The 21671-nt window shown below is 63.5% G+C and carries 25 protein-coding genes; 13 read left to right on the forward strand and 12 right to left on the reverse strand.

What is annotated here, in order from left to right; genetic code table 11:
- Positions 1-11: 11 nt before the first annotated feature.
- Positions 12-2438 carry a phenylalanine--tRNA ligase subunit beta gene (gene pheT / locus ACTJKE_RS21185; protein WP_058326219.1) on the forward strand — a complete coding sequence of 809 codons (2427 nt, stop codon included), beginning with the start codon at positions 12-14 and terminating at the stop codon, positions 2436-2438.
- Between the two features lie 64 nt (positions 2439-2502).
- On the opposite strand, the gene ACTJKE_RS21190 is transcribed toward pheT, so the two are convergent.
- From ACTJKE_RS21190 to ACTJKE_RS21200, 3 genes are all read right to left on the reverse strand, one after another.
- Positions 2503-2901 carry a VOC family protein gene (locus ACTJKE_RS21190; RefSeq protein ID WP_058326220.1) on the reverse strand — a complete coding sequence of 133 codons (399 nt, stop codon included), beginning with the start codon at positions 2899-2901 and terminating at the stop codon, positions 2503-2505.
- Complete coding sequence (locus ACTJKE_RS21195; RefSeq protein ID WP_057247873.1) at positions 2901-3260, reverse strand: nuclear transport factor 2 family protein; 360 nt, start codon at positions 3258-3260, stop codon at positions 2901-2903. The genes ACTJKE_RS21190 and ACTJKE_RS21195 overlap by 1 nt, the downstream gene beginning before the upstream one ends.
- A gap of 207 nt (positions 3261-3467) precedes the next feature.
- Complete coding sequence (locus ACTJKE_RS21200) at positions 3468-4463, reverse strand: aldo/keto reductase (RefSeq protein WP_057247874.1); 996 nt, start codon at positions 4461-4463, stop codon at positions 3468-3470.
- Positions 4464-4709: 246 nt separating this feature from the next.
- Here ACTJKE_RS21200 and ACTJKE_RS21205 point away from each other — a divergent pair, with 246 nt between their 5' ends.
- Positions 4710-5597 carry a LysR family transcriptional regulator gene (locus ACTJKE_RS21205; protein WP_058326222.1) on the forward strand — a complete coding sequence of 296 codons (888 nt, stop codon included), beginning with the start codon at positions 4710-4712 and terminating at the stop codon, positions 5595-5597.
- Positions 5598-5686: 89 nt separating this feature from the next.
- Positions 5687-6322, forward strand: a complete 636-nt coding sequence (locus tag ACTJKE_RS21210) for a hypothetical protein (RefSeq protein WP_057247876.1) — start codon at positions 5687-5689, stop codon at positions 6320-6322.
- Here the strand turns inward: ACTJKE_RS21210 and ACTJKE_RS21215 are convergent.
- Both ACTJKE_RS21215 and ACTJKE_RS21220 read right to left on the reverse strand, forming a co-directional pair.
- On the reverse strand, positions 6274-6747 hold the full coding sequence (locus tag ACTJKE_RS21215) for a GNAT family N-acetyltransferase (RefSeq protein ID WP_058324627.1): 474 nt from the start codon (positions 6745-6747) through the stop codon (positions 6274-6276). The two genes, ACTJKE_RS21210 and ACTJKE_RS21215, sit on opposite strands and share 49 nt — an antisense overlap.
- 19 nt (positions 6748-6766) lie before the next feature.
- A complete protein-coding gene (locus tag ACTJKE_RS21220) occupies positions 6767-7717 on the reverse strand; it encodes an aldo/keto reductase (protein WP_058326223.1) in 951 nt (316 codons plus the stop codon).
- A 200-nt stretch (positions 7718-7917) separates the two neighbouring features.
- Here ACTJKE_RS21220 and ACTJKE_RS21225 point away from each other — a divergent pair, with 200 nt between their 5' ends.
- Positions 7918-8904, forward strand: a complete 987-nt coding sequence (locus ACTJKE_RS21225) for a Gfo/Idh/MocA family protein (RefSeq protein ID WP_058326224.1) — start codon at positions 7918-7920, stop codon at positions 8902-8904.
- Between the two features lie 73 nt (positions 8905-8977).
- Here the strand turns inward: ACTJKE_RS21225 and ACTJKE_RS21230 are convergent, their stop codons facing one another.
- The gene (locus ACTJKE_RS21230; RefSeq protein ID WP_245296030.1) at positions 8978-9394 is read right to left on the reverse strand and encodes a hypothetical protein; all 417 of its coding nucleotides are present in this window, start codon (positions 9392-9394) and stop codon (positions 8978-8980) included.
- A 129-nt stretch (positions 9395-9523) separates the two neighbouring features.
- On the opposite strand from ACTJKE_RS21230, the gene ACTJKE_RS21235 reads away from it, so the two are divergent.
- Positions 9524-10303, forward strand: coding sequence for a helix-turn-helix domain-containing protein (locus tag ACTJKE_RS21235; protein ID WP_058324555.1), 780 nt, complete (start codon positions 9524-9526; stop codon positions 10301-10303).
- 33 nt (positions 10304-10336) lie between these two features.
- Here the strand turns inward: ACTJKE_RS21235 and ACTJKE_RS21240 are convergent, their stop codons facing one another.
- The 4 genes from ACTJKE_RS21240 to ACTJKE_RS21255 are packed head-to-tail and all read right to left on the reverse strand — an operon-like array spanning position 10337 to position 12677.
- Complete coding sequence (locus ACTJKE_RS21240; protein ID WP_058324556.1) at positions 10337-10549, reverse strand: hypothetical protein; 213 nt, start codon at positions 10547-10549, stop codon at positions 10337-10339.
- Positions 10550-10563: 14 nt separating this feature from the next.
- The gene (locus tag ACTJKE_RS21245) at positions 10564-10926 is read right to left on the reverse strand and encodes a hypothetical protein (RefSeq protein ID WP_057247882.1); all 363 of its coding nucleotides are present in this window, start codon (positions 10924-10926) and stop codon (positions 10564-10566) included.
- Positions 10927-10935: 9 nt separating this feature from the next.
- Positions 10936-11640 (reverse strand): class I SAM-dependent methyltransferase, encoded by a 705-nt coding sequence (locus ACTJKE_RS21250; RefSeq protein WP_057247883.1) that lies wholly within the window; start codon positions 11638-11640, stop codon positions 10936-10938.
- Positions 11637-12677 carry a glycosyltransferase family 2 protein gene (locus ACTJKE_RS21255; RefSeq protein WP_082663434.1) on the reverse strand — a complete coding sequence of 347 codons (1041 nt, stop codon included), beginning with the start codon at positions 12675-12677 and terminating at the stop codon, positions 11637-11639. Before ACTJKE_RS21255 ends, ACTJKE_RS21250 begins: the two co-directional genes overlap by 4 nt.
- A gap of 149 nt (positions 12678-12826) precedes the next feature.
- Here ACTJKE_RS21255 and ACTJKE_RS21260 point away from each other — a divergent pair, with 149 nt between their 5' ends.
- From ACTJKE_RS21260 to ACTJKE_RS21275, 4 genes are all read left to right on the forward strand, one after another.
- Entirely contained in the window at positions 12827-14647 is a 1821-nt protein-coding gene (locus ACTJKE_RS21260; RefSeq protein WP_082663435.1) for a hypothetical protein, read from the forward strand.
- Positions 14648-14724: 77 nt separating this feature from the next.
- Positions 14725-16329 carry an exodeoxyribonuclease VII large subunit gene (xseA, locus tag ACTJKE_RS21265; protein WP_058326266.1) on the forward strand — a complete coding sequence of 535 codons (1605 nt, stop codon included), beginning with the start codon at positions 14725-14727 and terminating at the stop codon, positions 16327-16329.
- Between the two features lie 99 nt (positions 16330-16428).
- Positions 16429-17013, forward strand: a complete 585-nt coding sequence (locus tag ACTJKE_RS21270; protein WP_063891538.1) for a chloramphenicol phosphotransferase CPT family protein — start codon at positions 16429-16431, stop codon at positions 17011-17013.
- A gap of 55 nt (positions 17014-17068) precedes the next feature.
- On the forward strand, positions 17069-17659 hold the full coding sequence (locus ACTJKE_RS21275) for an NAD(P)H-dependent oxidoreductase (RefSeq protein ID WP_058324560.1): 591 nt from the start codon (positions 17069-17071) through the stop codon (positions 17657-17659).
- A gap of 6 nt (positions 17660-17665) precedes the next feature.
- Here ACTJKE_RS21275 and ACTJKE_RS21280 read toward each other — a convergent pair whose 3' ends face one another.
- Positions 17666-18148, reverse strand: coding sequence for a MarR family winged helix-turn-helix transcriptional regulator (locus tag ACTJKE_RS21280; protein WP_058324561.1), 483 nt, complete (start codon positions 18146-18148; stop codon positions 17666-17668).
- Positions 18149-18249: 101 nt separating this feature from the next.
- On the opposite strand from ACTJKE_RS21280, the gene ACTJKE_RS21285 reads away from it, so the two are divergent.
- The 4 genes from ACTJKE_RS21285 (at position 18250) to ACTJKE_RS21300 (ending at position 20244) form a co-directional block, all read left to right on the forward strand.
- A complete protein-coding gene (locus ACTJKE_RS21285) occupies positions 18250-19128 on the forward strand; it encodes an EamA family transporter (protein WP_058326228.1) in 879 nt (292 codons plus the stop codon).
- Between the two features lie 64 nt (positions 19129-19192).
- Complete coding sequence (locus ACTJKE_RS21290; RefSeq protein WP_244495499.1) at positions 19193-19471, forward strand: sigma factor; 279 nt, start codon at positions 19193-19195, stop codon at positions 19469-19471.
- A gap of 38 nt (positions 19472-19509) precedes the next feature.
- Entirely contained in the window at positions 19510-19824 is a 315-nt protein-coding gene (locus tag ACTJKE_RS21295) for a hypothetical protein (protein WP_440692300.1), read from the forward strand.
- A gap of 21 nt (positions 19825-19845) precedes the next feature.
- On the forward strand, positions 19846-20244 hold the full coding sequence (locus ACTJKE_RS21300) for a VOC family protein (RefSeq protein ID WP_057247888.1): 399 nt from the start codon (positions 19846-19848) through the stop codon (positions 20242-20244).
- 90 nt (positions 20245-20334) lie between these two features.
- On the opposite strand, the gene ACTJKE_RS21305 is transcribed toward ACTJKE_RS21300, so the two are convergent.
- Entirely contained in the window at positions 20335-21588 is a 1254-nt protein-coding gene (locus ACTJKE_RS21305) for an aminopeptidase (protein ID WP_057247889.1), read from the reverse strand.
- Between the last annotated feature and the right edge of the window lie 83 nt (positions 21589-21671).

Consider the following 21671-nt stretch of genomic DNA (forward strand, 5'->3'; position numbering starts at 1 on the left):
CAGGTGAAATCATGAAATTCACGCTTTCCTGGCTCAAGGACCACCTTGATACCGACGCTTCGCTGGAAGAGATCTGCGCGCGGCTGACGATGATCGGGCTCGAGGTCGAGGACGTCGACGACAAGGCCGCCTTCAAGCCCTTCGTCATCGCCAAGGTGGTCTCGGCCGAGCAGCATCCGAATGCCGACAAACTCCGCGTACTGATGGTCGACACCGGCTCGGGCGCCCCGATCCAGGTCGTCTGCGGCGCGCCGAATGCGCGCACCGGCCTCGTCGGCGCCTTTGCCGCTCCCGGCACCTACGTGCCCGGCATCGACGTGACGCTCGCCGTCGGCACCATCCGCGGTGTCGAAAGCCGCGGCATGATGTGCTCGGAAAAGGAACTGCAGATCTCCGAGGATCACAACGGCATCATCGACCTGCCGGCTGACGCGCCGGTCGGTACGAGCTACGCCGCCTATGCCGGTCTCGACGATCCGATGATCGAGATCAACCTGACGCCGAACCGCCCGGACTGCACCAGTGTCTACGGCATTGCCCGTGACCTCGCGGCCTCCGGCCTCGGCACGCTGAAAGCACGGCCTGCGCCCTCCTTCGCCGTCGAAGGCGAAACGCCGGTGAAGCTGACGCTCGACCTCGGCGAAGACAGGCACTTGTGCCCCGGCTTCTCGTTGCGGCTCGTGCGCGGCGTCAAGAACGGCCCGTCGCCGAAGTGGATGCAGCAGCGGCTGCTGGCGATCGGCCTTCGCCCGATCAACGCTTTGGTCGACATCACCAACTACATGACCTTCGACCAGGGCCGACCGATGCACGTCTTCGACGCCGCCAAGGTCAAGGGCAACCTGACGGTCCGCCGCGCCAGGGACGGCGAGACGGTGCTGGCGCTCGACCAGCGCGAATACAAGCTCGGCCCCAACAACGTCGTCATATCGGACGAAAAGGCGATCGAATCGATCGGCGGCGTCATGGGCGGCGAGCATTCCGGCTGCGACGAGAACACCACCGACGTGCTGATCGAATCGGCGCTCTGGGATCCGATGAACATCGCCAAGACCGGCCGCACGCTCGGCATCATCACCGATGCGCGTTACCGTTTCGAGCGTGGTGTCGACCCGGAATACATGGTGCCCGGCCTTGAGCGCACCACCGAGCTCGTGCTCGAGTTCTGCGGTGGCAAGGCCGCCAAGGCGGAAGTGGTCGGCTATGCCGGCTATCAGCCAAAGATCGTCGATTTCCCGGTTTCCGAGGTGAAGCGCCTGACCGGTCTCGAGGTTTCCTCCGAGGAGAGCATCTCGATCCTGAGGAAGCTCGGCTTCGGTGTTGAAGGCTCGGGTGAACGCTTCAAGGTTTCGGTTCCGTCCTGGCGCCCGGATGTCGACGGCAAGGCCGATCTTGTCGAAGAGGTCATGCGCATCCACGGCGTCGACAACATCGTTGCGGCCCCGCTGCCGAGCCATGGCACGGTCAACGGCAAGATCCTGACGACGCTGCAGATCCGCACGCGCCTTGCCAAGCGTACGCTTGCAAGCCGCGGGATGCTGGAAGCGGTCACCTGGTCGTTCATCTCCGAGGATCAGGCAAAGCTCTTCGGCGGCGGCGCGCCGGCGCTGAAGCTCGCCAATCCGATCGCCTCGGACATGTCGGACATGCGCCCGTCGCTGCTGCCGGGCCTGCTGACGGCCGCCCAGCGCAATGCCGACAAGGGTTTTGGCGACGTTGCGATCTTCGAGGTCTCGGGCACCTATGAAGGCGATACGCCGGACGCGCAGCGCCGCGTTGCCGGCGGCATCCGCCGCGGCACGGCCGCGCTGAACGGCGCCGGCCGTCTCTGGTCGAACGCGGCCAAGGGCGGTGGCAAGCCGGTCGACGTTTTCGACGCCAAGGCTGATGCGATTGCCGTGCTTGAAGCCTGCGGCGTGGCGATGGGCAACGTCCAGTTCGAGCCGGGCGGTCCCGCCTGGTACCATCCCGGCCGCTCCGGCACGATCAAGCTCGGCCCGAAGATCGTTCTCGGCACCTTCGGCGAGTTCCATCCGAAGACGCTGGAAGCGCTCGACGTCTCCGGCGCGCTTTGCGGCTTCGAGATCTATGTCGACGCCATGCCCGAACCGAAGAAGAAGGCGACCCGCACCAAGCCGGCGCTCGATCTCTCGCCGTTCCAGGCGGTCAAGCGCGACTTCGCCTTCGTCGTCGACAAGGCGGTCGAGGCCGGCGCCATCCTGCGCGCCGCTTCCGGCGCCGACCGCAAGCTGGTCACCGGCGTCAGCGTCTTCGACGTCTTCGAGGGCGCTTCGCTTGACGAAGGCAAGAAGTCGATCGCCATCGAGGTCACCATCCAGCCGGTCGAGCGCACGCTGACCGACGAGGATTTTGAAGCGCTCACCGCCAAGATCGTCGCCAATGTGACGAAGTCGACGGGCGGCGTTCTGCGGGCGTAACCGGCTCAAGCACGTATCAATCGAAAGGGCCGCTGCGATCCAGCGGCCCTTTTCGTTTTGCGGTTCAATCCACGCGCTGCATCAGTTCGATGCGGTTTCCGAAGGGATCGTGGACATAACATCTGCGGTAGCCGGCAAGCGGCTCGTCCTGGGCGATCGTCACACCGGCCGCTTCGAGCCGCAGCGTCAGGCGGTCGAGATTGTCGACGAGAAAGGCCGGGTGGGCCTTGCGTGCCGGCCTGAAGTCTTGGTCGATGCCGAGATGCAGGCGGATGCTGCCCTGTTCGAACCAGCAGCCGCCACGCGCGAGAAGATTGGCCGGCTTGCTCACCTCCGAGAGGCCGAGGAGACCGCTGTAGAAGCCGCGTGCCGCCGGTTCGGCACCCGCCGGCATGGCAAGCTGGATATGGTCGATGCCGATGAGCCTGCCCGTCGGCTCGGGTTTCTCTGGGGGTGCCGTCATCACGCGTGCTGATGGAAGACCTTGTTGACGATCACCCAGCGCCCGTCGATCTTCACCAGCGACAGATGATCGGAATAGCGTTCGCCGGCGAAACTGTCGACCACCCTCACGGTTGCAGTGTCACCGGTGATATCGATCTTCTGCACGTCCATCTCCGGCTGGGTTCCAGGGGGGGCTGCACCCGTCTCGATGATCGTCTTGATGAAGCCGTCGCGCGTCGTCCATTCGAGCGCGCCCTTGTAGTTGCCGATAATCGCCGCATCGGGGTGAAACGCCTTGCGCAGCGCGCCCTCGTTGGCAAAGGCCATGCCGTCGACATAGAGGTGCACCACCGCGCTAATCGCCTGCTCGTCGGACATTCCCGCTCCTCCGGATTTGTTGCCGTTGGTTGAGAGGTAGTGCGTCCGGCGTGAATTTCGATGGGAAATCTCCCCGCCATCTGCGGAAGACGGGGAGAAATGGAGCATTTCCAGGAAAAGTGCGAAGCGGTTTTCCGTCAGGAAATGCGGTGAAAACACAGAGATAGAGCGTTTCCAAGACTCCGTTTCTCCTGGAAACGCTCAAGGTCAACGGTTGGTGAGCGCCAGCGAGGCGTCCGTGTAGCGATTGCCGGCGACAAGTGCCGGCGACAGCGCTTCGGCGAGGCGGCTGGATTCCTCAGCACTGAGCGGGATGCCTGCCGCGGCCGCATTCTGCTCCAGATGGTCGAGCTTGCGGGCGCCCGGGATAGGCACGATGAAATCACTCTGGTTGATGACCCAGGCGAGCGCGAGTTGAGCCGCGGTCACGCCTTTTTCCTCAGCCAGCGCTTGAAGCGTTTCGACCAGCCGGACGTTGGCGTCGAAATTCTCCGCCTGGAAACGCGGCAGCGAGCGCCGGAAATCGTCGGCTTCCAGATCATCGGCCTTGCGCAGCGCGCCGGTCAGCATGCCGCGCCCGAGCGGGCTGTAGGGCACGAAGCCGATGCCGAGTTCGCGGCAGGTGGCGAGCACGTCCGCTTCCGGGTCACGCGACCACAGAGAATACTCGCTTTGGACAGCGGCGATCGGATGAACCTTGTGGGCCCGACGGATGGTGGCGGCACTCGCTTCGGAAAGACCGAGGGCCCGCACCTTGCCCTCGCGCACCAATTCGGCCATGGCGCCGACGGTATCCTCGATCGGAACCTCCGGGTCGACACGATGCTGGTAATAGAGATCGATGACATCGGTTCCGAGCCGCTTGAGCGAGGCTTCGGCCACCGCCTTCGCGTGCTCCGGCCGTCCGTCGACGCCCTTGATCGCCTGGGCCGCCGGCACCCCGGCTTCGATGCGGAAGCCGAATTTGGTGGCGATCGTCACCTTGTCGCGCATGGAACCGAGCGCCTTGCCGAGCAGTTTCTCGTTTTCGAAAGGACCATAGACTTCGGCCGTGTCGAAGAAGGTGATGCCGAGGTCGACGGCGCGGTGAAGGGTGCGTATCGATTCCGCCTCATCGGCTGCGCCATAGGCGAAACTCATGCCCATGCAGCCGAGGCCGATGGTGGAGACGGTAAGGTCGTTCCCGAGTTTGCGGGTCTTCATGTCGTTTCCTTTGTCTGGCTGTCACGCGTCGGAACGAACGCGCTGGGAGGGCGCGTCTATCGTCCGAGGCATGAATTGGTGGCTGGACACCGCCGATGCGCCTGAATGGCGGGCGACGGTTCCTCGTTGCCATCGCAGACGAGCTCCTCGCTTCGTCCAGACGTTGGCGACGATTGAAGAATAGGGCCATACGCGGCGGCTGAAAATCACTGTTAATTCTCACGGGCTGTTCTATTATTTCGATCAATGAACAGAACGCAGCTTTCTCAACTCGCGGTATTGGCCGCCGTTGCCGCCCATGGCAGTTTTCGCGGGGCCGCCCGAGAACTCGGCGTGGCGCCGTCGTCCGTCAGCCACGCCGTCGGCAGCCTCGAGGCGAGCCTTGGGATTCGCCTGCTGGCGCGCACCACACGGAGCGTCGCGCCGACCGAGGAGGGTCGCCGGCTGCTCGAAAGGCTGGCACCGGCGCTGGACGAGATCGCCCATGCGTTGGAAGCGGCCGCGGACGCCCGCGAGCGTCCCGCAGGCAATCTGCGCATCACGGCGCCGCGGTTTGCAGCAGATCTGATCGTCGCGCCAAGGCTCGGCGCGTTCCTGAACCTCTATCCGGAGATCGTCCTGGAAATCGCCAATGAGGATGGCTTCACCAATATTGTCGAAGAAGGCTACGACGCTGGCATCAGGCTCGGCGAAAGCCTGGAAGCCGATATGATCGCCGTCAAAGTTGGGCCTGAGTTGGAAAGCGCCGTCGTCGCTTCGCCCGACTACTTCGAGCGCCACGGGCGGCCGCAGCATCCGCGCGACCTGGCGGAGCATCGTTGCATCCGCCGACGCTTCTCCAACGGCACGCTTTATCGCTGGGAGTTCGAGAAGGGCGGCGAGGAGCTGACGGTATCGGTCGAGGGCCCGCTGATCCTCGGCGAGGACCGGCCGATCATCAAGGCGGCGATGGGCGGCGCCGGGCTTGCCTATCTCTTCCTGTCGCGGGTGGAAACGGCGATCGCCGAAGGACGGCTGGAGCGTGTCATGGAAGACTGGTGCGCACCCTATGCCGGCCCCTATCTTTATTATCCAAGCCGCAGGCAGATGCGGCCGGCACTGCGCGCCTTCATCGATTTCTTCCGGCACAGATAGCCGCGGTGTGGAATTGGGTGGCGCCGTTGGGCCGGATTTGGAATGCCATTGGTCTCGCACTCCGTTTGTTCGGATGAGAAAGGAAAACGATGAAGAAGCCCGGTTCGATGAAGGGTCTCGAAGATCTCGGCCGGGTACGGTTGTCCAGGAATTTCTTCTTCCGCGACTTTCTGCATTCGGAGATCGCCGATTTCTATCGCATCCCGAACATTCCTGACGATCCGGATCTCGCGATCGAGGCCGGGCGCCGCCTCTGCGAGGAGCTGCTGGAGCCGCTAGAGGCGACCTTCGGTCGCCTCGTCATTCGCTCAGGCTACCGCAACCGCGCCGTCAACGGCTTCGGCAATGCCAATGGTCTCAACTGCTCGACCAATGCCGCTTCGGCCGCCGACCATATCTGGGACATGCGCGATGCCGACGGATGCATCGGCGCCAGCGCCTGCATCGTCATCCCCTGGGTCTGGGATCGCCGCGGCGATATCGGCGGCTGGCAGTCGATCGCCTGGTGGATCCACGACCATCTGCCCTATGCCTCGCTTTGCTTTTTCCCGAAGTTATGGGCCTTCAACATCCAGTGGCACGAGCGGCCGGCGCGTCGGATATCGAGTTTTATCCAACCGCGCGGGCTGCTGACGAAGGCCGGCATGGCAAATCAGGCCGGTAGCCATGCGGAGGCCTATGCCGGATTTCCGGATTTGAGGAACGTGCCGAAATTGACCTTGTAGCGCACGTGCTCGTCGGTCCCGGAGTAGCGGTCGTAGAGCCGCCGCGCCATGGCATTGTCGGCCTCGGTGTACCAGTAGAGCCGGTCCCAGCCTTTCTCCTGACAATGCGCGATGAGATCGTCGATCATTGCCCGTGCCACGCCCTGGCCGCGTGCGGCGGGATCGACATAGAGATCCTCGATGTAGCAGATCGGTTGCCGGAAGAAGGTGGCGAGCTGCTCCTGGCAGATGGCAAAGCCCACCGTCTTTTCGTCGAGGATCGCCAAGCGCGCGAAAAGCGGCGTCGAGGGATCGGTCAGCCTCTTCCAGGTGAGGTCGATGATGTCCCCGGCGAGATCGGTGCCGGAAAAGGCGACATAGCCGGCCCAGAGGCGGCGCCAGTCCGCCTCGTCGCCGGCTGTCGCAGCGCGTGTCGTCAATGCCATCGGGTTGGTTTTGCTCCCGTCATTCGCCCACATCGTTGAGCTTTCGGATCGCTTCATCCGACAGCTCCAGTGCGGCAGAACGAATGAGGCTCTCCAACTGCGCGAGGCTGGTCGCGCTGGCGATCGGCGCCGTGACGCCCTTGCGCGTCCGGATCCAGGCGAGCGCGATTTCCGCCTGGGTCGCTCCGGTGTCGGCGGCGATGTCGTCGAGCACGCCGAGGATGCGCATGCCGCGCCCGTCAAGATATTTCTCGACGCCGCTGCCGCGTGCCGAGCCTTCGAGGTCCTTGTGCGTCCGGTACTTTCCCGAGAGAAAGCCGCGCGCCAGCCCGAAATAGCTGATGACGCCGATCTCCTCGGCAATGCAGAGATCGCGCAGCGGCCCTTCGAACGCGTCGCGGTCGTAGAGATTGTATTCCGGCTGCAACACCTGATAGCGCGGCAGGCCCTGGTTTGCGGATACGTCGAGCGCCTCGCGCAGTTGCAGCGAGTTCAGGTTGGAGGCGCCGATGGCCCGGACCTTGCCCTCGGTCAGCAACTGGTCGTAGGCCGTCAGCGTCTCCTCGTAGGGCGTTTCCGGATCGGGCCAATGGGAGAGATAGAGATCGATATGGTCGGTCTGCAGCCGCTGCAGCGAATCCTCGACCGCCTGCAGGATCCAGCGGCGCGAAAGCCCCTTGCGGTCGGGCCCGAGTTCGGAGCCGACCTTGGTGACGATGACGGCCTTGTCGCGCGACCGGCCGGACTGTTTCAGCCATTTGCCGATGATCGTTTCGGATTCGCCGCCCTGATTGCCCGGCGCCCAGGAGGAGTAGACATCAGCGGTATCGATGGCGTTGAACCCGGCATCGAAAAAGGCGTCGAGCAGCGCAAAGGAGGTCTTTTCGTCGGCGGTCCAGCCGAAGACATTGCCGCCGAAGACAAGGGGCGCGATTGTCAGGTCGGTACGGCCAAGTCTCAGTTTTTCCATGGTTTCGCTCCATTGGACTGGATGAAAGCATATCGCGATCGGGAGGATTGCGAAGGGAAAGATAGGGCAGAAAAGCTGACATTGTCACCCGTCTGCCGGCTTTTTTCTGCGAAACGCGAATCTCGGCCGGAACGGTATCAATCGCTTGATAGGTACGTACCTCGGCGCTAGTCTCGGCCGCAAAATCAGGGAGCTTCACCATGTTACGTTTCGGAATTCTGTCCACGGCCCGGATCGGCCGCGACCTCGTCGTGCCGGCCATTCAGGACGCGGAAAACTGCGTCGTTTCGGCTGTAGCCAGCCGCGACTTCGCAAAAGCCCGGGCGATGGCCGATCGCTTCTCCGCACCGCATGCCTTCGGTTCCTACGAGGAGATGCTGGCGTCCGACGTGATCGATGCGGTCTACATTCCGCTCCCGACGGCGCAGCACGTCGAATGGTCAATCAAGGCGGCCGACGCTGGAAAACACGTGCTGTGCGAAAAGCCGATTGCGCTACGCGCCTCCGAGATCGATACGCTGATTGCGGCGCGAGATCGCAATGGCGTGGTGATCGCCGAAGCCTTCATGGTCACCTACAGCCCCGTCTGGCGCAAGGTGCGCTCGCTGCTGGCCGAAGGCGCGATCGGCCGGCTGCGCCACGTCCAGGGCGCCTTCACCTATTTCAACCGCGACCCCAACAACATGCGCAACATTCCAGCGCTCGGCGGCGGCGGTCTGCCGGATATCGGTGTGTACCCGACGATCACCACCCGTTTCGTCACCGGCAAGGAGCCGGTGCGGGCGCAGGCAAGCACCGATCGCGATCCGGAATTCGGCACGGACATCTATTCGAGCGTGCGGGCAGACTTCGGCGATTTCGAGCTGAGCTTCTATATCTCCACCCAGCTCGCCGCCCGCCAGGTCATGGTCTTCCATGGCGACAAGGGCTTCATCGAGGTGAAGTCGCCCTTCAACGCCGATCGTTACGGCCGTGAGGAGGTGGAATTGACGAACCAGAACCACGCCCAGTCCCAGCTCTTCCGCTTCCAGGATGCCCGCCAGTACAAGCTTCAGGCGGAAGCCTTCTCGCGCGCCGCCAAGGGTGAGGACGAGGAAGTGGTGACGCTCGAGAATTCGCGTCTCAATCAGAAATTCATCGACGCGATCTATCGCGCCAGCGCCAAGGATGGCTGGGAGACCATCTGAGACGATCGAAGAATACGAGAAGGTCCGCCGGCATGACCGGCGGACGCCTTTCGCGATCTCTTGAGACCATCCGTCAGGCGATCGCCCCGCGCTCCTGCGCCAGACCGCGCAGCTTGAAGAACAGGAAGTCGGCGACGCCGATCATGCCGATGACGACGAGGGCAATGCCGGCGGCGGAAAGGGAGGCATAGGCGGCGAGCAGCAATGCCAAGCTTCCTACCTGCCAGAGCATGTCGCCGGCGATGCTGATGCGCGCCGAAGCCGTCACCGGGCCGCCATTGCGCGCCGCCGAGAGGTGGAATATCCCCCAGATCAACAGACCGGCACCCAGCGCCTTCAACATGACAGGCGTGATGAGGGGCGTCGCGGCGGCGTTGACCAGTGCAGCCAGCGGCACTGCTGCGAGGATCAGCGCGGCGCCGGAGACGAGCGAGAAGGCGCCGTCGGCGAGGAAGGTCTTGTTGAGCGGGCTGCGGTTCGAGAGGGTCATCTTCGGCTCCATCCGTTTGTCGATGGCCGGATGTTGCGCTGATGACGTCATCAAACCAATTACCTCTGAGGTAATGGATTTTACCCGGCACGCGCGCCAGTCTGCCGGGCAAATGGAGAATCACGACACATGCAGTTTGGCGAACATCTGAAGGAGTGGCGCGGACACCGCCGCATGAGCCAGCTCGACCTGGCGGTCGCCGCCGGCATTTCGGCGCGTCACCTCTCGTTCCTCGAAACCGGCCGCTCGAAACCGTCGGAAGGCATGATCCTGCGGTTGGCCTCGGTGCTGGAAGTCCCGGCCCGCGACCAGGGGACGCTGTTTTCGGCAGCCGGCTATCGACCGCGCATGGCGACACGGCCGGCCGCGGGCCTGGACGCCATGCCGCCGGCCGTCGCCAATGCCATCAGGCTGATCCTGGCGCGCCACGATCCCTATCCCGGCCTGGTGCTCGACCACGAATATACGTTGCTGGTGGTCAACCCGGCGCTGGCGAGCCTGGCCGTCGCCGCCGACATTCCGTTCCAGCCGGGAGAAAATTTCCTCGACACCTTCCTCGGCAATGACAATGTGCGCAAGCTGGTCGTCAATTGGGAGCCGGCGGCCGCCGATCTCGTGCAGCGCGTGCGCACGGAGGCCTGGCTGCAAGGACCGCGCAGCCGCCTCGGCAAACGCCTGGAGAAGGCCGCGTCCAATCCCGCAGTGGCGCGCGCGGTCGAGAATCATCCGGACACTGACCGGCTGCCCGTTCTGCCGATCGAACTCGATGTCGGCGGCTTGCGGCTGAGCTTCATCACCACGCTGCAGACCTTCGGCTCGACCCAGGATGCCCTGGTGGAGGGTGTGCTGATCGAATCCTTCTTCCCCGCGGACGAGGAGACCAGGGCGTTTTTCGAGCGAAAAGGATGAGCATTCTTTGTGCGCTCATCTGAGCGCACGGCGCTAGTGGCTGTCGCGCTGCAGGCCGACTGCGATGGCGCCGCATAGCATCAACGCGACGCCCATATTATAGGCGCCAATCGCTGCGACCGCTTCGACCCAGCTGCCGCTGACACCTGCCAAAGCCAGCAGCACCGCACCGACCAGCACGCAGACACGCGCAGAGCGCAGACCGCATGTGATGATGCCGAGAAGGAAGGAGGCGGTGACGATCATGGTCCCGGGTATCCTTACGAGTTGATGATGATCATGCCGCCGATGATCAGCGCGGCACCGAGGGCGTAGCGCAGCGTTACCGCCTCGCCGAGAAAGACGGCGGCAAGCAGCGGCACAATGCAGAAGGTGAGCGCCATGAACGAATAGGCGATCGTCAGCGGCACGGACTTGATCGTGAAGATCCAGATGATCGTGCCGATGCCGTAGACGGCCAAGGCGGTGAGCAATGTCGGGTTAAGGGCCAGCGCCAGCAGCCCTTGCGCGTTGGCATCCCCGGTCTTGGCGCTTGTCAGCTTGAAGAGGATCTGACCGGCCGAAATCAGCACCGGCGTGAAGAACAGTCCGAACCAGACGGCGGGCTGAAGATTGAGGTTCATCGCCACGTCTCACACCGCCAGAGCTTTGTCTTCGCGATAGTAGATGTCGCGGCCGATATCGATGCACTCGTGCTCGGCTGGCACCGGATGCACCGCGCGAAGGAAGGAGTGGGTATAGGGGAAGAAATTGAAGTGCGGATTGAAGGTGTAGCGATACTCGCGCTCGCGTGGCACGACAATGATCAGGCGCCGGCGGGCAATCCGTCGAAGTTCGGAGATCGCTTTGCGATAGTCGAGGATATGTTCGATGACATGGGTGCAGACGACGGTGTCGAACTCGCCATCCGCAAATGGCAGGTCCTCGATCATCGCCGCGTGATATTCCACGCCCTCGATCCGGGCCGCGTCGTCGATGGCGAAGTCGACGCCTGTCAGGCGCTTGACCTCGGGATTGGCAGCGCGGATCCGTTTCAACAGAACGCCGGTTCCGCAGCCGACGTCGCAGACGCTGTCGCCGGCGATGCTTGCGGCGATCTTGCGTACGCAGGCTTCGGAATTGTCCGTTCCCTCGTGAACCCTCGGATGGCGCCGATAGAGGTCTTCGTATTCGCGTGCCGACAGGAACGGCGCCCGTGCGCGAAACTCCGCGAGATGCGCGATGTGCTTGCCCCAGGCGAGGCTCGCCATGCCCTTGAACAGGCGCGAATCCCTGAGGATCGGCGGTATGACGTCTTCGATGATGAAGCGTATGCGGTTGGTTGTTTCCCGGTTCATCCGTGACGTTCCCGAACGATCCGTGCCTGCGTTCCGATCGCCAAATCCTCGGTCTGGGACAAACCGAGGCCGCCCTTCGCGCTGTCGAGGGGAGCGGCCCGTGCGGCGGTTGCGATATAGTGAAGGCGAAGCTGCTCGGTCCGGGCCCGTGAGACGGAATCGAGGATCAGGCCCGCCGTGAACATGATGATCGACACCATCAGCATGGCCAGCGCGAAGACCCAGGTCGGCATGCGCGGCACGAGCCCGGTGGCGAAATATTCGAGCAACACCGGCATCATGAAACCGACGCTCGTCGAGAGGAAAGCCATGCCAATGAGTCCGAAGAACGTGAAAGGCCGCGTTTCTTTCATGAGCATTGCGAAGGTCCAGAGGATCTTGGCGCCGTCCTTGTATGTCGATAGCTTGGAATGGGAACCGTCGGGTCGCCGGCCATAGTCCAGTTCAAGCTCTGCGACAGGCAGTTTCAGCCGCGAGGCATGGACGGACATCTCCGTCTCGATTTCGAAGCCGTTGGAAATGGCAGGGAAGCTCTTGGCGAACCGCCGCGAGAAGACCCGGTAGCCGGAGAAGATGTCGTTGAAATCCGTACCGAACATCGATCGGTAGAGAAGGTTGAAGAGCCTGTTGCCGAGCGCATGACCCTGTCTGCCCGCGTCGTTGTGGACGCCGCGCCGGGTCCCGACGACCATGTCGGTGCGCTCTGTGATCAAGGTGCGGATCAGATCTTCCGCATCCGTCGGGCAATAGGTGCTGTCGCCGTCGGCCATGACATAGATGTCGGCATCGATATCGGCGAGCATCCGGCGCACCACGTGCCCCTTGCCCTGCCGGCGCTCGCGCACGACGGTCGCACCGGCAAGCATGGCCTTCAGGGCCGTGCCGTCCGTCGAATTGTTGTCGTAGACATAGATGTGCGCTGACGGCAGCGCCGCCTGGAAGCCCTGAACCACTTGCCCGATGGTCGACGCTTCGTTGTAGCAAGGCAGCAGAACGGCGATGTTGAAACGGTCGAACATCCGGGTGGCTCGGCTCATGTTGGATCGGCGCCATCATAGGCATCAGGGTGTTAACAAGACGCCAAGGGCCACGTCCGTGCGCGCAGGCTCCCCCAATTGTCGCGGGCTTTACGCTTTTTTGAGCGCTCGTCGTTAGGTTGCGATGTGATCGAGACGGGCGAGGATCCATGGCGAACGGGACGGCGACGCTTTCCGAGGCGATTTCGAAGAACGCGCCGAGGCCGTTCTGGTCGAGCCTGCGTTCGATGGTGTTCGTCTACGGCGCTCCCACCATCCTCGTCCTTGTCGCCCGGTACCTGATGGCGTCCGACTATGTTGGCCGCGACAATGATGATGTCATGCGTCTGGTTCAGGTACGCGATCTCCTCGGTGGCCAGAGCTGGTTCGACCTGACGCAAGCCCGCCTCGGCCTAGAAGGCGGCACGCTGATGCACTGGTCACGCCTCATCGACCTGCCGATCGCCGCACTCATTTCCGTCTTCAGGCCGTTCGTCGGGACGGTGCAGGCTGAAACATTGGCCTTGGGGTTCTGGCCGATTTCGCTTGCGATCCCGTTGCTGGCGGCCATGGGCCTGGCCGGCCGTCGTGCCGGTGGCGTGGCGGCGATGCATTTCTGCCTGGGACTCACCACGATCTTCATCGTCACCACCAATCGCTTCCTTGGCGGCTCGATCGATCACCACAACGTGCAGTTGGTACTCGTCGCAGCCATGGCAGCAACGCTGGTCGATCGAGAGTTTCGCGCGTCGAGCTACGCCATTGCAGGATTGGCGGCGGCGCTGGCGATTGCCATTGGTGCGGAAACGACGCCGTTTGTGGCTGTGGTCTGCGCGGTCGTTGCCTGCCAGTGGGTTTGGGTCGGCCGACAGGCTTCGCAGGCTACCGTTGCCTTTGGCCTTTCGCTCGCTGCAAGCCTGAGCCTCTTCTTCTTCGTGACGGTACCGCCGCGCCTCTACCTGGCCGCAACCTGCGACAACCTCTCGATCGCCTTCTACTCGCTGGCGCTGACCGGAGGCGGCCTGCTGGCGCTTGCCGCCGCCACGCTAAGCCGTCGGTCGACTGTCGTGCGGTGTTTTGCCCTTGGCGCTTGCGGCCTGGGGGTCATTGTCGTGGCACTGTGGGTGGCGCCGCAATGCCTGGGCAATCCCTTGGCAGCGCTTGACCCGTTGCTCCGCGAGCTGTGGCTCGACAACGTCACCGAAGCGCGCTCTTTCGCAGCCGTTGCAACGGGGGAACCCGCGAGCATCGGCGCCTACTACTTCACCGGTGCCTTTGCCGCGCTTCTCTGTGCCTGGCGCATCTGGCGTCGCGACAGGGTCGATCTCAACCTCATCCTCTTCGCGCTTGTGTCTTCGAGCCTGATGATTGCGCTCATCCAGGTACGCGGAATGGCCTTTTCCAATCTCCTGGCGATCGTACCGATCGCGTTGCTGCTCTCGAATCTGCGTGCCCGCTCAAACGGCGGAACGGCAGGCGTGGGCGCGTCTCTGCTCTATGTCGGCACGCTTCTCATTTCGGTTCCAGCGGTTTGGGCCATTGCCGGGGTTCTTGTCGACAAGGGAATCGGAGGAGTTGTGGCGGGTGAAACCGCAACCTCGAACGGTAAGGCGTGCCTGACAACGTCATCGCTGACCGATCTGGAAGGCTTGCCGCCGTCGTTCATTGTCGGGCCATCGGATATCGGTGCAACCCTGCTTCGCCGCACCCAGCACCGCGTGCTGAGCGCACCCTACCATCGCAATGCCGCCGGCATGCTCATGGAGCTGAAGATCGGTCTGGCACCGGCCGAGGACGCGGCGGTCATGTTGCGCCAGCTCGGACATCCGGTCCTGGCCTTCTGCGCTGCGGACGTGCAGGCGCGAATGATCGCCGCGCGGGCGCCACAAGGCTTCTATGCTGAGCTTGCCGCCGGGCGTGTGCCGGCGTTCCTTTCGCCCTTGCCGGTTTCCGAGGGCTCGCCCATTCGCCTCTATGCGCTGAAACCGTAAGCGGCGTCGGCCGCTTGGGGCGTTGGAAAGCGCAACGGATGTGCTGGCCTTCGGCGAAGGGTGCGGTAAAAGAAGCTATGGCTTCTTTCTTCGACAGCGATTCTCCGAGCAACCTCACCGAATATTCGGTGTCCGAGCTTTCGGGCTCGATCAAGCGAACGGTCGAGCAGGCCTTCGACCAGGTGCGCGTGCGCGGCGAGATCTCGGGCTATCGCGGCCCGCACTCGTCGGGCCATGCCTATTTCGCGCTCAAGGACGACCGGGCGCGCATCGATGCGGTGATCTGGAAGGGTACTTTCTCGCGCCTGCGCTTCCGCCCGGAAGAGGGCATGGAAGTGATCGCGACCGGCAAGGTCACGACTTTCCCGGGTTCGTCGAAATACCAGATCGTCATCGAAACGATGGAGCCGGCCGGTGCCGGCGCGTTGATGGCGCTCCTCGAAGAACGCAAGCGCAAGCTGGCTGCGGAAGGGTTGTTTGATGCCGGCCGCAAGCGGCCGTTGCCCTATATGCCCAAGGTGATCGGCGTCGTCACTTCGCCAACAGGCGCTGTCATTCGCGATATCCTGCACCGCATTGCCGACCGTTTCCCCGTGCATGTCGTCGTCTGGCCGGTGCGCGTCCAGGGCGACGGCTCTGGCGACGAGGTGGCGGCGGCGATCCGCGGCTTCAACGACATCGCGCCCGGTGGGCCGATCGCCCGGCCAGACGTGCTGATCGTTGCCCGCGGCGGTGGCAGCCTTGAGGACCTCTGGGGCTTCAATGACGAGGCGGTGGTCCGGGCTGCGGCGGCTTCCGAGATCCCGCTGATTTCCGCCGTGGGTCACGAGACCGACTGGACGCTGATCGATCATGCCGCCGACCAGCGGGCGCCGACGCCGACGGGTGCGGCGGAAATGGCGGTACCGGTCAAGGCCGATCTCGAAGCCGGGGTCTCCGGCCTCTCGGCGCGCCTCAAGGCTGCGGTCGGGCGGCAGATGGACAATCGCCGCCAGGCGGTGCGTTCACTGGCACGTGCCCTGCCGTCTCTCGATCAGCTTCTGGCGCTCCCGCGCCGCCGCTTCGACGAGGCCGCCCTCGGCCTCGGGCGTGGCCTGCAGATGAACACCGCCAACAAGCGCCGCCAGTTCGAGCGCGTCTCGTCTGAGCTGCGTGCCGATCTTCTCAAAGGCAAGTTCTCGGAGCGCCGCCAGCGTCTGGTCGATGCCATGAACAAGGCCGAGCGCATCGTCGAGCGGCAGGTGCATCGCGGCGAGGCGCGGGTCCAGGCGGCGGATGCTGCGCTGCGCGCGCTGCCCTCACGCCTCATCGGCCAGATCCATCGCGCCTCCGATCGCGTCGGAGGCCTTGCCGCCCGGTCCGACGTTGCCGTGCGCGCCGACGTGCGCCGCCTTCGCAGCGTCATCGTCGCCCAGGATCGCATCCTGCAGTCGCTCTCCTATCGCAACGTCCTGCAGCGCGGTTTCGCGCTGGTTCGCGATGCCGATGGCGGTCCTGTGCGCCAAGCGGCGGCCGTCTCCGCCGGCATGGCACTCAGCCTGGAATTCGCCGATGGCCGCGTTTCGGCGATTGCGGGCGAGGGGGAGAGCGAACCGGTTTCTCCGCCGTCGGCGCCGCGCAAGAAGCAGCAGAAGCCCACGGAGCCGGCGGCAGACCCGCCAAAGCAGGGTAGCCTGTTCTAGAGCGTCCTTTGTNCACAAAGGACGCTCTAGCGCGTTTCATCCTGCTGTCACGGAGGTGGCATAACGCCAGCGTTCGCTCCCTCGGAGATTGAGTCGGATATGGTCGAACGAGCCAAGATCATCTTCATCCATGGTGCCTCCAGCAGCGGCAAATCCACGCTGGCGCGCGCGGTCCAGGCGCAGATCGGCGAACCGTTCTGGCACGTCTCGATCGACCATCTGCGCGACTCGGGCATGCTGCCGATGGAAAGATTTCGGCGCGGAGATTTTCGCTGGAGGGACCATCGTGCCCGTTTCTTCGAAGGGTTCCATCGCTCGCTGGTTGCCTATGCTTCGGCCGGCAACAGTCTCCTGCTGGAGCATATTCTCGAGGAGCCCGGCTGGGCGGCTGATTTGGCGGTGATGTTCGAACCCTTCGATGTCTACTTTGTCGCGCTTCACTGTGAGCTTGCGGAACTCGTGCGACGAGAAACGCTTCGGTCCGATCGGCCAATTGGCAGCGCCGCAGACGACTTTCACCGCATTCATGAGGGGCAGCGCTACGACCTTCAGCTTCATTCGCGAGACGCGGCCGAAGACAACGCGGCTAAGCTCATCTCCGCCTGGACGTTGCGCCGGTCGCCATCCGTCTTCGATGAACTCGCTCTCAAGGCTCGATCGAAAAAGGCCGTTCCGCCTCGTTAGCCGGGCAAAAGCTTGCCTTCGTTTTCGGCCCCAGCCTACGAATGAGGAACAACAGATGCATATTCTGCTCGTGCTTGCTCACCCGCTCGAAGACAGTTTTGCCGCGAACGTGGCGCGTGAAGCGCGTGCTGCTTTGGAGGCGAGCGGCCATTCCGTCGACCTGCTCGATCTCTATCGCGAGGATTTCGATCCGCGCCTGAGCATGGCGGAGCGAGGCAGCTATTTCACCGACGCCTATGATCGATCGGCAGCCGCCGACTGGATAAAGCGGCTGCAGGCAGCCGATGGCCTGGTCCTTGTCTTTCCGCAATGGTGGTTCAATTTCCCGGCGATCCTCAAGGGGTTCTTCGACCGGGTCTTCGCACCGGGCGTCGCCTTCGACAATGACCCAGCCGGTGGCCGCATCATCCCGCGCCTTCACAACATCAAAGTCTTCTGGGCGCTGACCACGACCGGCTCGCCCTGGTGGGTGGTGCACCTCTATATGGGCAATCCGGTGAAGCGGTTGTTGAAGCGTGGCATCGCCGCCTTCTGTGCCAAGGGGCTGAATTTCCGCATGCTCAGCCTGCACGACATGGACAGGGCGACTGACGCCAAACGCAAGGCGCATCTGGCGCGTGTGCGCCGGCTCGTCGCCCGTATCTAGCCGCGGCTACTCGAAGGCAGCAAGATATTTGCGTAGCAACCCGTCGAGCGCCGCGCGCTCCTCCGGCGAGAGCTCGGAAACAACGCGATGCTGGTTCGCCACATGGGCGGTTGCCGCCTCATCGACACGGCGCAACCCTTCTTCCGTCAGTGCGATGATGACGCTGCGCCTGTCCTCGGGATTGGCGATCCTCTCGACCAGTCCCGCCTTCTCCAGCTGGTCGATGCGGTTGGTCATCGTGCCGGAGCTGACCATGGTCGTATCCAGAAGTTCGCCGGGCGAGAGCCGGTAGGGTGCGCCGGAGCGGCGCAGCGTCGCCAGCACGTCGAAGCTCGACGCGCTGAGGCCGCGTTCGGAAAAGCTTTTCTCGATCTCCCGGGCGACATGGGTCGAAAGCCGCGAGAGGCGACCGAGCAGGCCCATGGCCGACACGTCGAGATCCGGCCGTTCCCGGTGCCATTGGGCCAATATCCTGTCGACACGATCCATCCGAGGTCTCCACTGTTTTGCCAGCTATAGGGTATCTTGACGTAGAGATAAACTATGATAGTCTCAATTTATCTTGATGTAGAGATTCTTGAGATAAAGATATGAGCACGAACCGTAACGTCGATCTCGCCTTGACTGCAATCGCGCCGGCCATCTGGGGCAGCACCTACCTCGTCACCACAGAGTTCCTGCCATCAGGCTATCCGCTGACCGTCGCGATGCTGCGCGCGCTGCCAGCCGGGCTTCTATTGCTGCTCTTCGTCCGGCGCCTGCCTGAAGGCATCTGGTGGCTCCGGACGTTCGTGCTGGGTGCGCTGAACTTCTCCTTCTTCTGGGCCATGCTGTTCGTCTCGGCTTACCGCCTTCCCGGGGGCGTTGCCGCAACCGTCGGCGCCGTCCAGCCGCTGATCGTCATACTGCTGTCGCGCGTCTTCCTGGGGTCGCCGATCCGCGTACTCAGCGTTGTTGCCGGTCTGGCCGGCATTGCCGGCGTCGCCCTCCTGGTGCTGACGCCCGGCGCCGTGCTCGATCCGCTCGGCGTTCTTGCTGGCCTCGCCGGTGCCGTCTCCATGGCCTTTGGCACGGTGCTGAGCCGTCATTGGGCGCCACCGGTGCCGCCGCTCACCTTCACCGCCTGGCAATTGGCGGCGGGCGGCCTGCTTCTCGTGCCGGTGGCGCTGTTCTTCGAGCCGTCGCTACCGCCGCTGACCACGGCCAACGTCCTCGGGCTTGCCTATCTCGGCCTGATCGGCGCCGCCTTCACCTATCTGCTCTGGTTCCGCGGCCTGTCGCGCCTCGAACCGTCAGCCGTATCGCCGCTCGGCTTCCTGAGCCCGGTCGTTGCCATCCTGCTCGGCTGGGGCGTGCTTGGCGAGCATCTGACGTCGGTCCAGGCCCTCGGTATCCTCGTCGTCTTCGCCAGTGTCTGGCTCAGCCAGCGCGCACAATTGATGCCGAAGGTACGACCGGCCCGCGCCTGAGCGTGGTCTTGCAACCATAGGGCAAGCGCTTCACATTGCCGGGAACCTCAATCCCTGAGCCCTGATGACCGAGCACCTGACGCCGGCGCACTATTTCGATCTCCTCCGCTTCGCCAAGCGCCAGACCCGCCGTGCGGCCGAAGCGGAGGATTTGCTGCATGAAGCGTTGATCGTGGCGCTCAAGGCAAAGCGCTTCCCCACGTTGGTGATCGCGCCTGGTTCCGCGGTGTCATTCGCAAGCTCGCCGCGATGCAGGCGCGCACGGCCGCTCGTCGTCTTCGGCGCGAGCGACAGGCGCCTGAGCCGGAAACGCAGGGCGCGGCGGCGTCGAGCGATCCTCTAAGCTTTGCGGCCACGCTCGCGCCCAGTCTCAGGATCGTGATGCTGCTCGCCATTGCCGGTCATAACCGACTGGAGATCCGCCATCTCCTCAAGATTTCCGACGAGGCGCTGCGTCAGCGCATCCTGCTGCTGCGCCGAGCCTGGCGCGATGCCGGCCACCTCGAGACCAATCTGGAACTGACCGGGCTGCGTTATCCGCTGGATAGCGGCCGCATCCGCCAGGCGCTCCTGCCGGTGACGGGCAGCGGCCGTGCCGCCTTTGCTAGCCACGATCCCGATGGTCACCTCTTCGCGGTCAATTTTTCTTTGCGTGCGTCTCACGAAACGGCGGCCGGCGGCAACAAGCCGGTGTAACCAACAGAAAGGGAGCAACCAATGCTGTCGAAACCACGTATCGGAGCCATCTGCTACTACGTCTCTGATATCATCCGGACGGAAGCCTTCTATCGCGATGTGCTTGGTCTTGAGGTGCAGCGGATGGATGACGATGAAGCCGGCGTCTGGCTGATGGCCACCATCGAAAGCAATGTCGAGCTGATCTTCTTTGTCGCCGAAAGCAAGCCCGGCAATTCACCGATCGTCGTCTTCGATCTCGCCGAGGGTGGCATCGACGATGTGGTCGGTGGACTTGCCGAAAAGGGCACCACGATCGTCACGCCGGTGAGCCACGCGCCAGGCGGCTGGTCGGCGGAATTCGCCGATCCAGATGGCCACGTGCTGTCGCTCTACCAGTCGGCGGAGATGCCGCGTCTGAAACGCGTTGCCAACGGCTGACGGGGTCAACTCTCCAAAGGAAAGGCCGCCGCATTTTTAGCGACGGCCACCGAAACTTTCAGAATGCCCGAGTCGGGGGAGAAGCCGTGATCAGGCCCACTCGCCCTTCCGCATGACCGGAACGCGGCTGCCGTCGGCGCGCACGCCGTCGATGTCCACCTCACCCGAGCCGATCATCCAGTCGATATGGATCAAGCTTGAATTGCCGCCCTGGGCGCGGATCTGTTCCGGCGTCAGCTTGGCATCGTCGACGAAGCAGCCGGAATAGCACTGGCCGAGCGCGATGTGGCAGGAGGCGTTTTCATCGAACAGCGTGTTGTAGAAGAGGATACCGCTTGCCGAGATCGGCGAGGAATGCGGCACCAGCGCCACTTCGCCAAGCCGGCGTGCACCCTCATCTGTGTCGAGCACCTTGTTCAGCACTTCCTCACCGCGCGAGGCCTTCGCTTCGACGATCCGGCCGCCTTCGAAGCGCACCTGGATATTGTCGATCAGCGTTCCCTGGTGCGACAGCGGCTTGGTCGAGGAGACATGGCCCTCGACGCGCAGCGCATGCGGCGTCGTGAACACTTCTTCGGTCGGGATGTTCGGGTTGCAGGTAACGCCGTTCTTGGCTTCCGACGCGCCGCCGCACCACAGATGACCATCGGCCAAGCCCACGGTCAGGTCGGTGCCGGGGCCGGTGAAGTGCAGTGCTGCGAAACGCTCGCCATTCAGCCAGGCCGAGCGCCGGGCAAGATTGGCATTGTGCTCTTTCCAGGCCGCAACCGGATCGGCGACATCGACGCGCGAGGCGGCGAAAATGGCGTTCGCAAGCTTCTCGACGGCAACGTCTTCCGGATCGTTCGGGAAGACGAGCTTTGCCCAGGATGGGTTCGGGTAGGAAACGATGTTCCAGTTGATGTCGAAGTTCGAGATCTTTTCGAGCGCCGGCTTGTAGGCGATCGAGTTCGCCTTGTTGGCGCGCGCGACCTTGGCCGGGTCCTGCGCCGACAGCATCATCGGATTGTCGCCGGAGATTGCGAGGCGCGCCGCACCGCCGGCAAAGGCCTTGGCCATGCCGTCGAAGAGCCAGTCGCTCGCCCGGTCGAAGCTTTCGTCGGGAGCGTAGGCATAGCGCGAAAGCGTCGTGTCTTCATCGGAGTAGAGCGTCGTCACCAGTCCGGCACCCGCCTTGTAGGCGTGCTTGGTGATGAGGCGGACGAGTGGCATTGCCGCCACCGGCGCGGTCATCACCAGGTCCTGGCCGCGCTGGAGCTGCAGGCCGACCTGGATCGCGACTTCCGCAAGCTTGTCGAGTTTCACCGGATCGATGGGAGTGGGCGTATTGGCGGGATAGGTCATGATCTGCCTGTCTATTGAATCGGAAGAAGAAGATTTAGAGCGCTTTGCGGCGAAAATGAAGGTTGGTGGTCATCATGCGATCC

It is taken from the genome of Ensifer sp. 22521, from assembly GCF_052044795.1.
Taxonomy (GTDB): Bacteria; Pseudomonadota; Alphaproteobacteria; order Rhizobiales; family Rhizobiaceae; genus Ensifer.

Excerpts from the sequence above, each read along its gene's own strand:
- pheT (WP_058326219.1), top strand. The coding sequence starts at position 12 with ATGAAATTCACGCTTTCCTGGCTCAAGGACCACCTTGATACCGACGCT.
- ACTJKE_RS21190 (WP_058326220.1), bottom strand. The coding sequence starts at position 2,901 with ATGACGGCACCCCCAGAGAAACCCGAGCCGACGGGCAGGCTCATCGGC.
- ACTJKE_RS21195 (WP_057247873.1), bottom strand. The coding sequence starts at position 3,260 with ATGTCCGACGAGCAGGCGATTAGCGCGGTGGTGCACCTCTATGTCGAC.
- ACTJKE_RS21200 (WP_057247874.1), bottom strand. The coding sequence starts at position 4,463 with ATGAAGACCCGCAAACTCGGGAACGACCTTACCGTCTCCACCATCGGC.
- ACTJKE_RS21205 (WP_058326222.1), top strand. The coding sequence starts at position 4,710 with ATGAACAGAACGCAGCTTTCTCAACTCGCGGTATTGGCCGCCGTTGCC.
- ACTJKE_RS21210 (WP_057247876.1), top strand. The coding sequence starts at position 5,687 with ATGAAGAAGCCCGGTTCGATGAAGGGTCTCGAAGATCTCGGCCGGGTA.
- ACTJKE_RS21215 (WP_058324627.1), bottom strand. The coding sequence starts at position 6,747 with ATGGCATTGACGACACGCGCTGCGACAGCCGGCGACGAGGCGGACTGG.
- ACTJKE_RS21220 (WP_058326223.1), bottom strand. The coding sequence starts at position 7,717 with ATGGAAAAACTGAGACTTGGCCGTACCGACCTGACAATCGCGCCCCTT.
- ACTJKE_RS21225 (WP_058326224.1), top strand. The coding sequence starts at position 7,918 with ATGTTACGTTTCGGAATTCTGTCCACGGCCCGGATCGGCCGCGACCTC.
- ACTJKE_RS21230 (WP_245296030.1), bottom strand. The coding sequence starts at position 9,394 with ATGACCCTCTCGAACCGCAGCCCGCTCAACAAGACCTTCCTCGCCGAC.
- ACTJKE_RS21235 (WP_058324555.1), top strand. The coding sequence starts at position 9,524 with ATGCAGTTTGGCGAACATCTGAAGGAGTGGCGCGGACACCGCCGCATG.
- ACTJKE_RS21240 (WP_058324556.1), bottom strand. The coding sequence starts at position 10,549 with ATGATCGTCACCGCCTCCTTCCTTCTCGGCATCATCACATGCGGTCTG.
- ACTJKE_RS21245 (WP_057247882.1), bottom strand. The coding sequence starts at position 10,926 with ATGAACCTCAATCTTCAGCCCGCCGTCTGGTTCGGACTGTTCTTCACG.
- ACTJKE_RS21250 (WP_057247883.1), bottom strand. The coding sequence starts at position 11,640 with ATGAACCGGGAAACAACCAACCGCATACGCTTCATCATCGAAGACGTC.
- ACTJKE_RS21255 (WP_082663434.1), bottom strand. The coding sequence starts at position 12,677 with ATGAGCCGAGCCACCCGGATGTTCGACCGTTTCAACATCGCCGTTCTG.
- ACTJKE_RS21260 (WP_082663435.1), top strand. The coding sequence starts at position 12,827 with ATGGCGAACGGGACGGCGACGCTTTCCGAGGCGATTTCGAAGAACGCG.
- xseA (WP_058326266.1), top strand. The coding sequence starts at position 14,725 with ATGGCTTCTTTCTTCGACAGCGATTCTCCGAGCAACCTCACCGAATAT.
- ACTJKE_RS21270 (WP_063891538.1), top strand. The coding sequence starts at position 16,429 with ATGGTCGAACGAGCCAAGATCATCTTCATCCATGGTGCCTCCAGCAGC.
- ACTJKE_RS21275 (WP_058324560.1), top strand. The coding sequence starts at position 17,069 with ATGCATATTCTGCTCGTGCTTGCTCACCCGCTCGAAGACAGTTTTGCC.
- ACTJKE_RS21280 (WP_058324561.1), bottom strand. The coding sequence starts at position 18,148 with ATGGATCGTGTCGACAGGATATTGGCCCAATGGCACCGGGAACGGCCG.
- ACTJKE_RS21285 (WP_058326228.1), top strand. The coding sequence starts at position 18,250 with ATGAGCACGAACCGTAACGTCGATCTCGCCTTGACTGCAATCGCGCCG.
- ACTJKE_RS21290 (WP_244495499.1), top strand. The coding sequence starts at position 19,193 with ATGACCGAGCACCTGACGCCGGCGCACTATTTCGATCTCCTCCGCTTC.
- ACTJKE_RS21295 (WP_440692300.1), top strand. The coding sequence starts at position 19,510 with ATGCTGCTCGCCATTGCCGGTCATAACCGACTGGAGATCCGCCATCTC.
- ACTJKE_RS21300 (WP_057247888.1), top strand. The coding sequence starts at position 19,846 with ATGCTGTCGAAACCACGTATCGGAGCCATCTGCTACTACGTCTCTGAT.
- ACTJKE_RS21305 (WP_057247889.1), bottom strand. The coding sequence starts at position 21,588 with ATGACCTATCCCGCCAATACGCCCACTCCCATCGATCCGGTGAAACTC.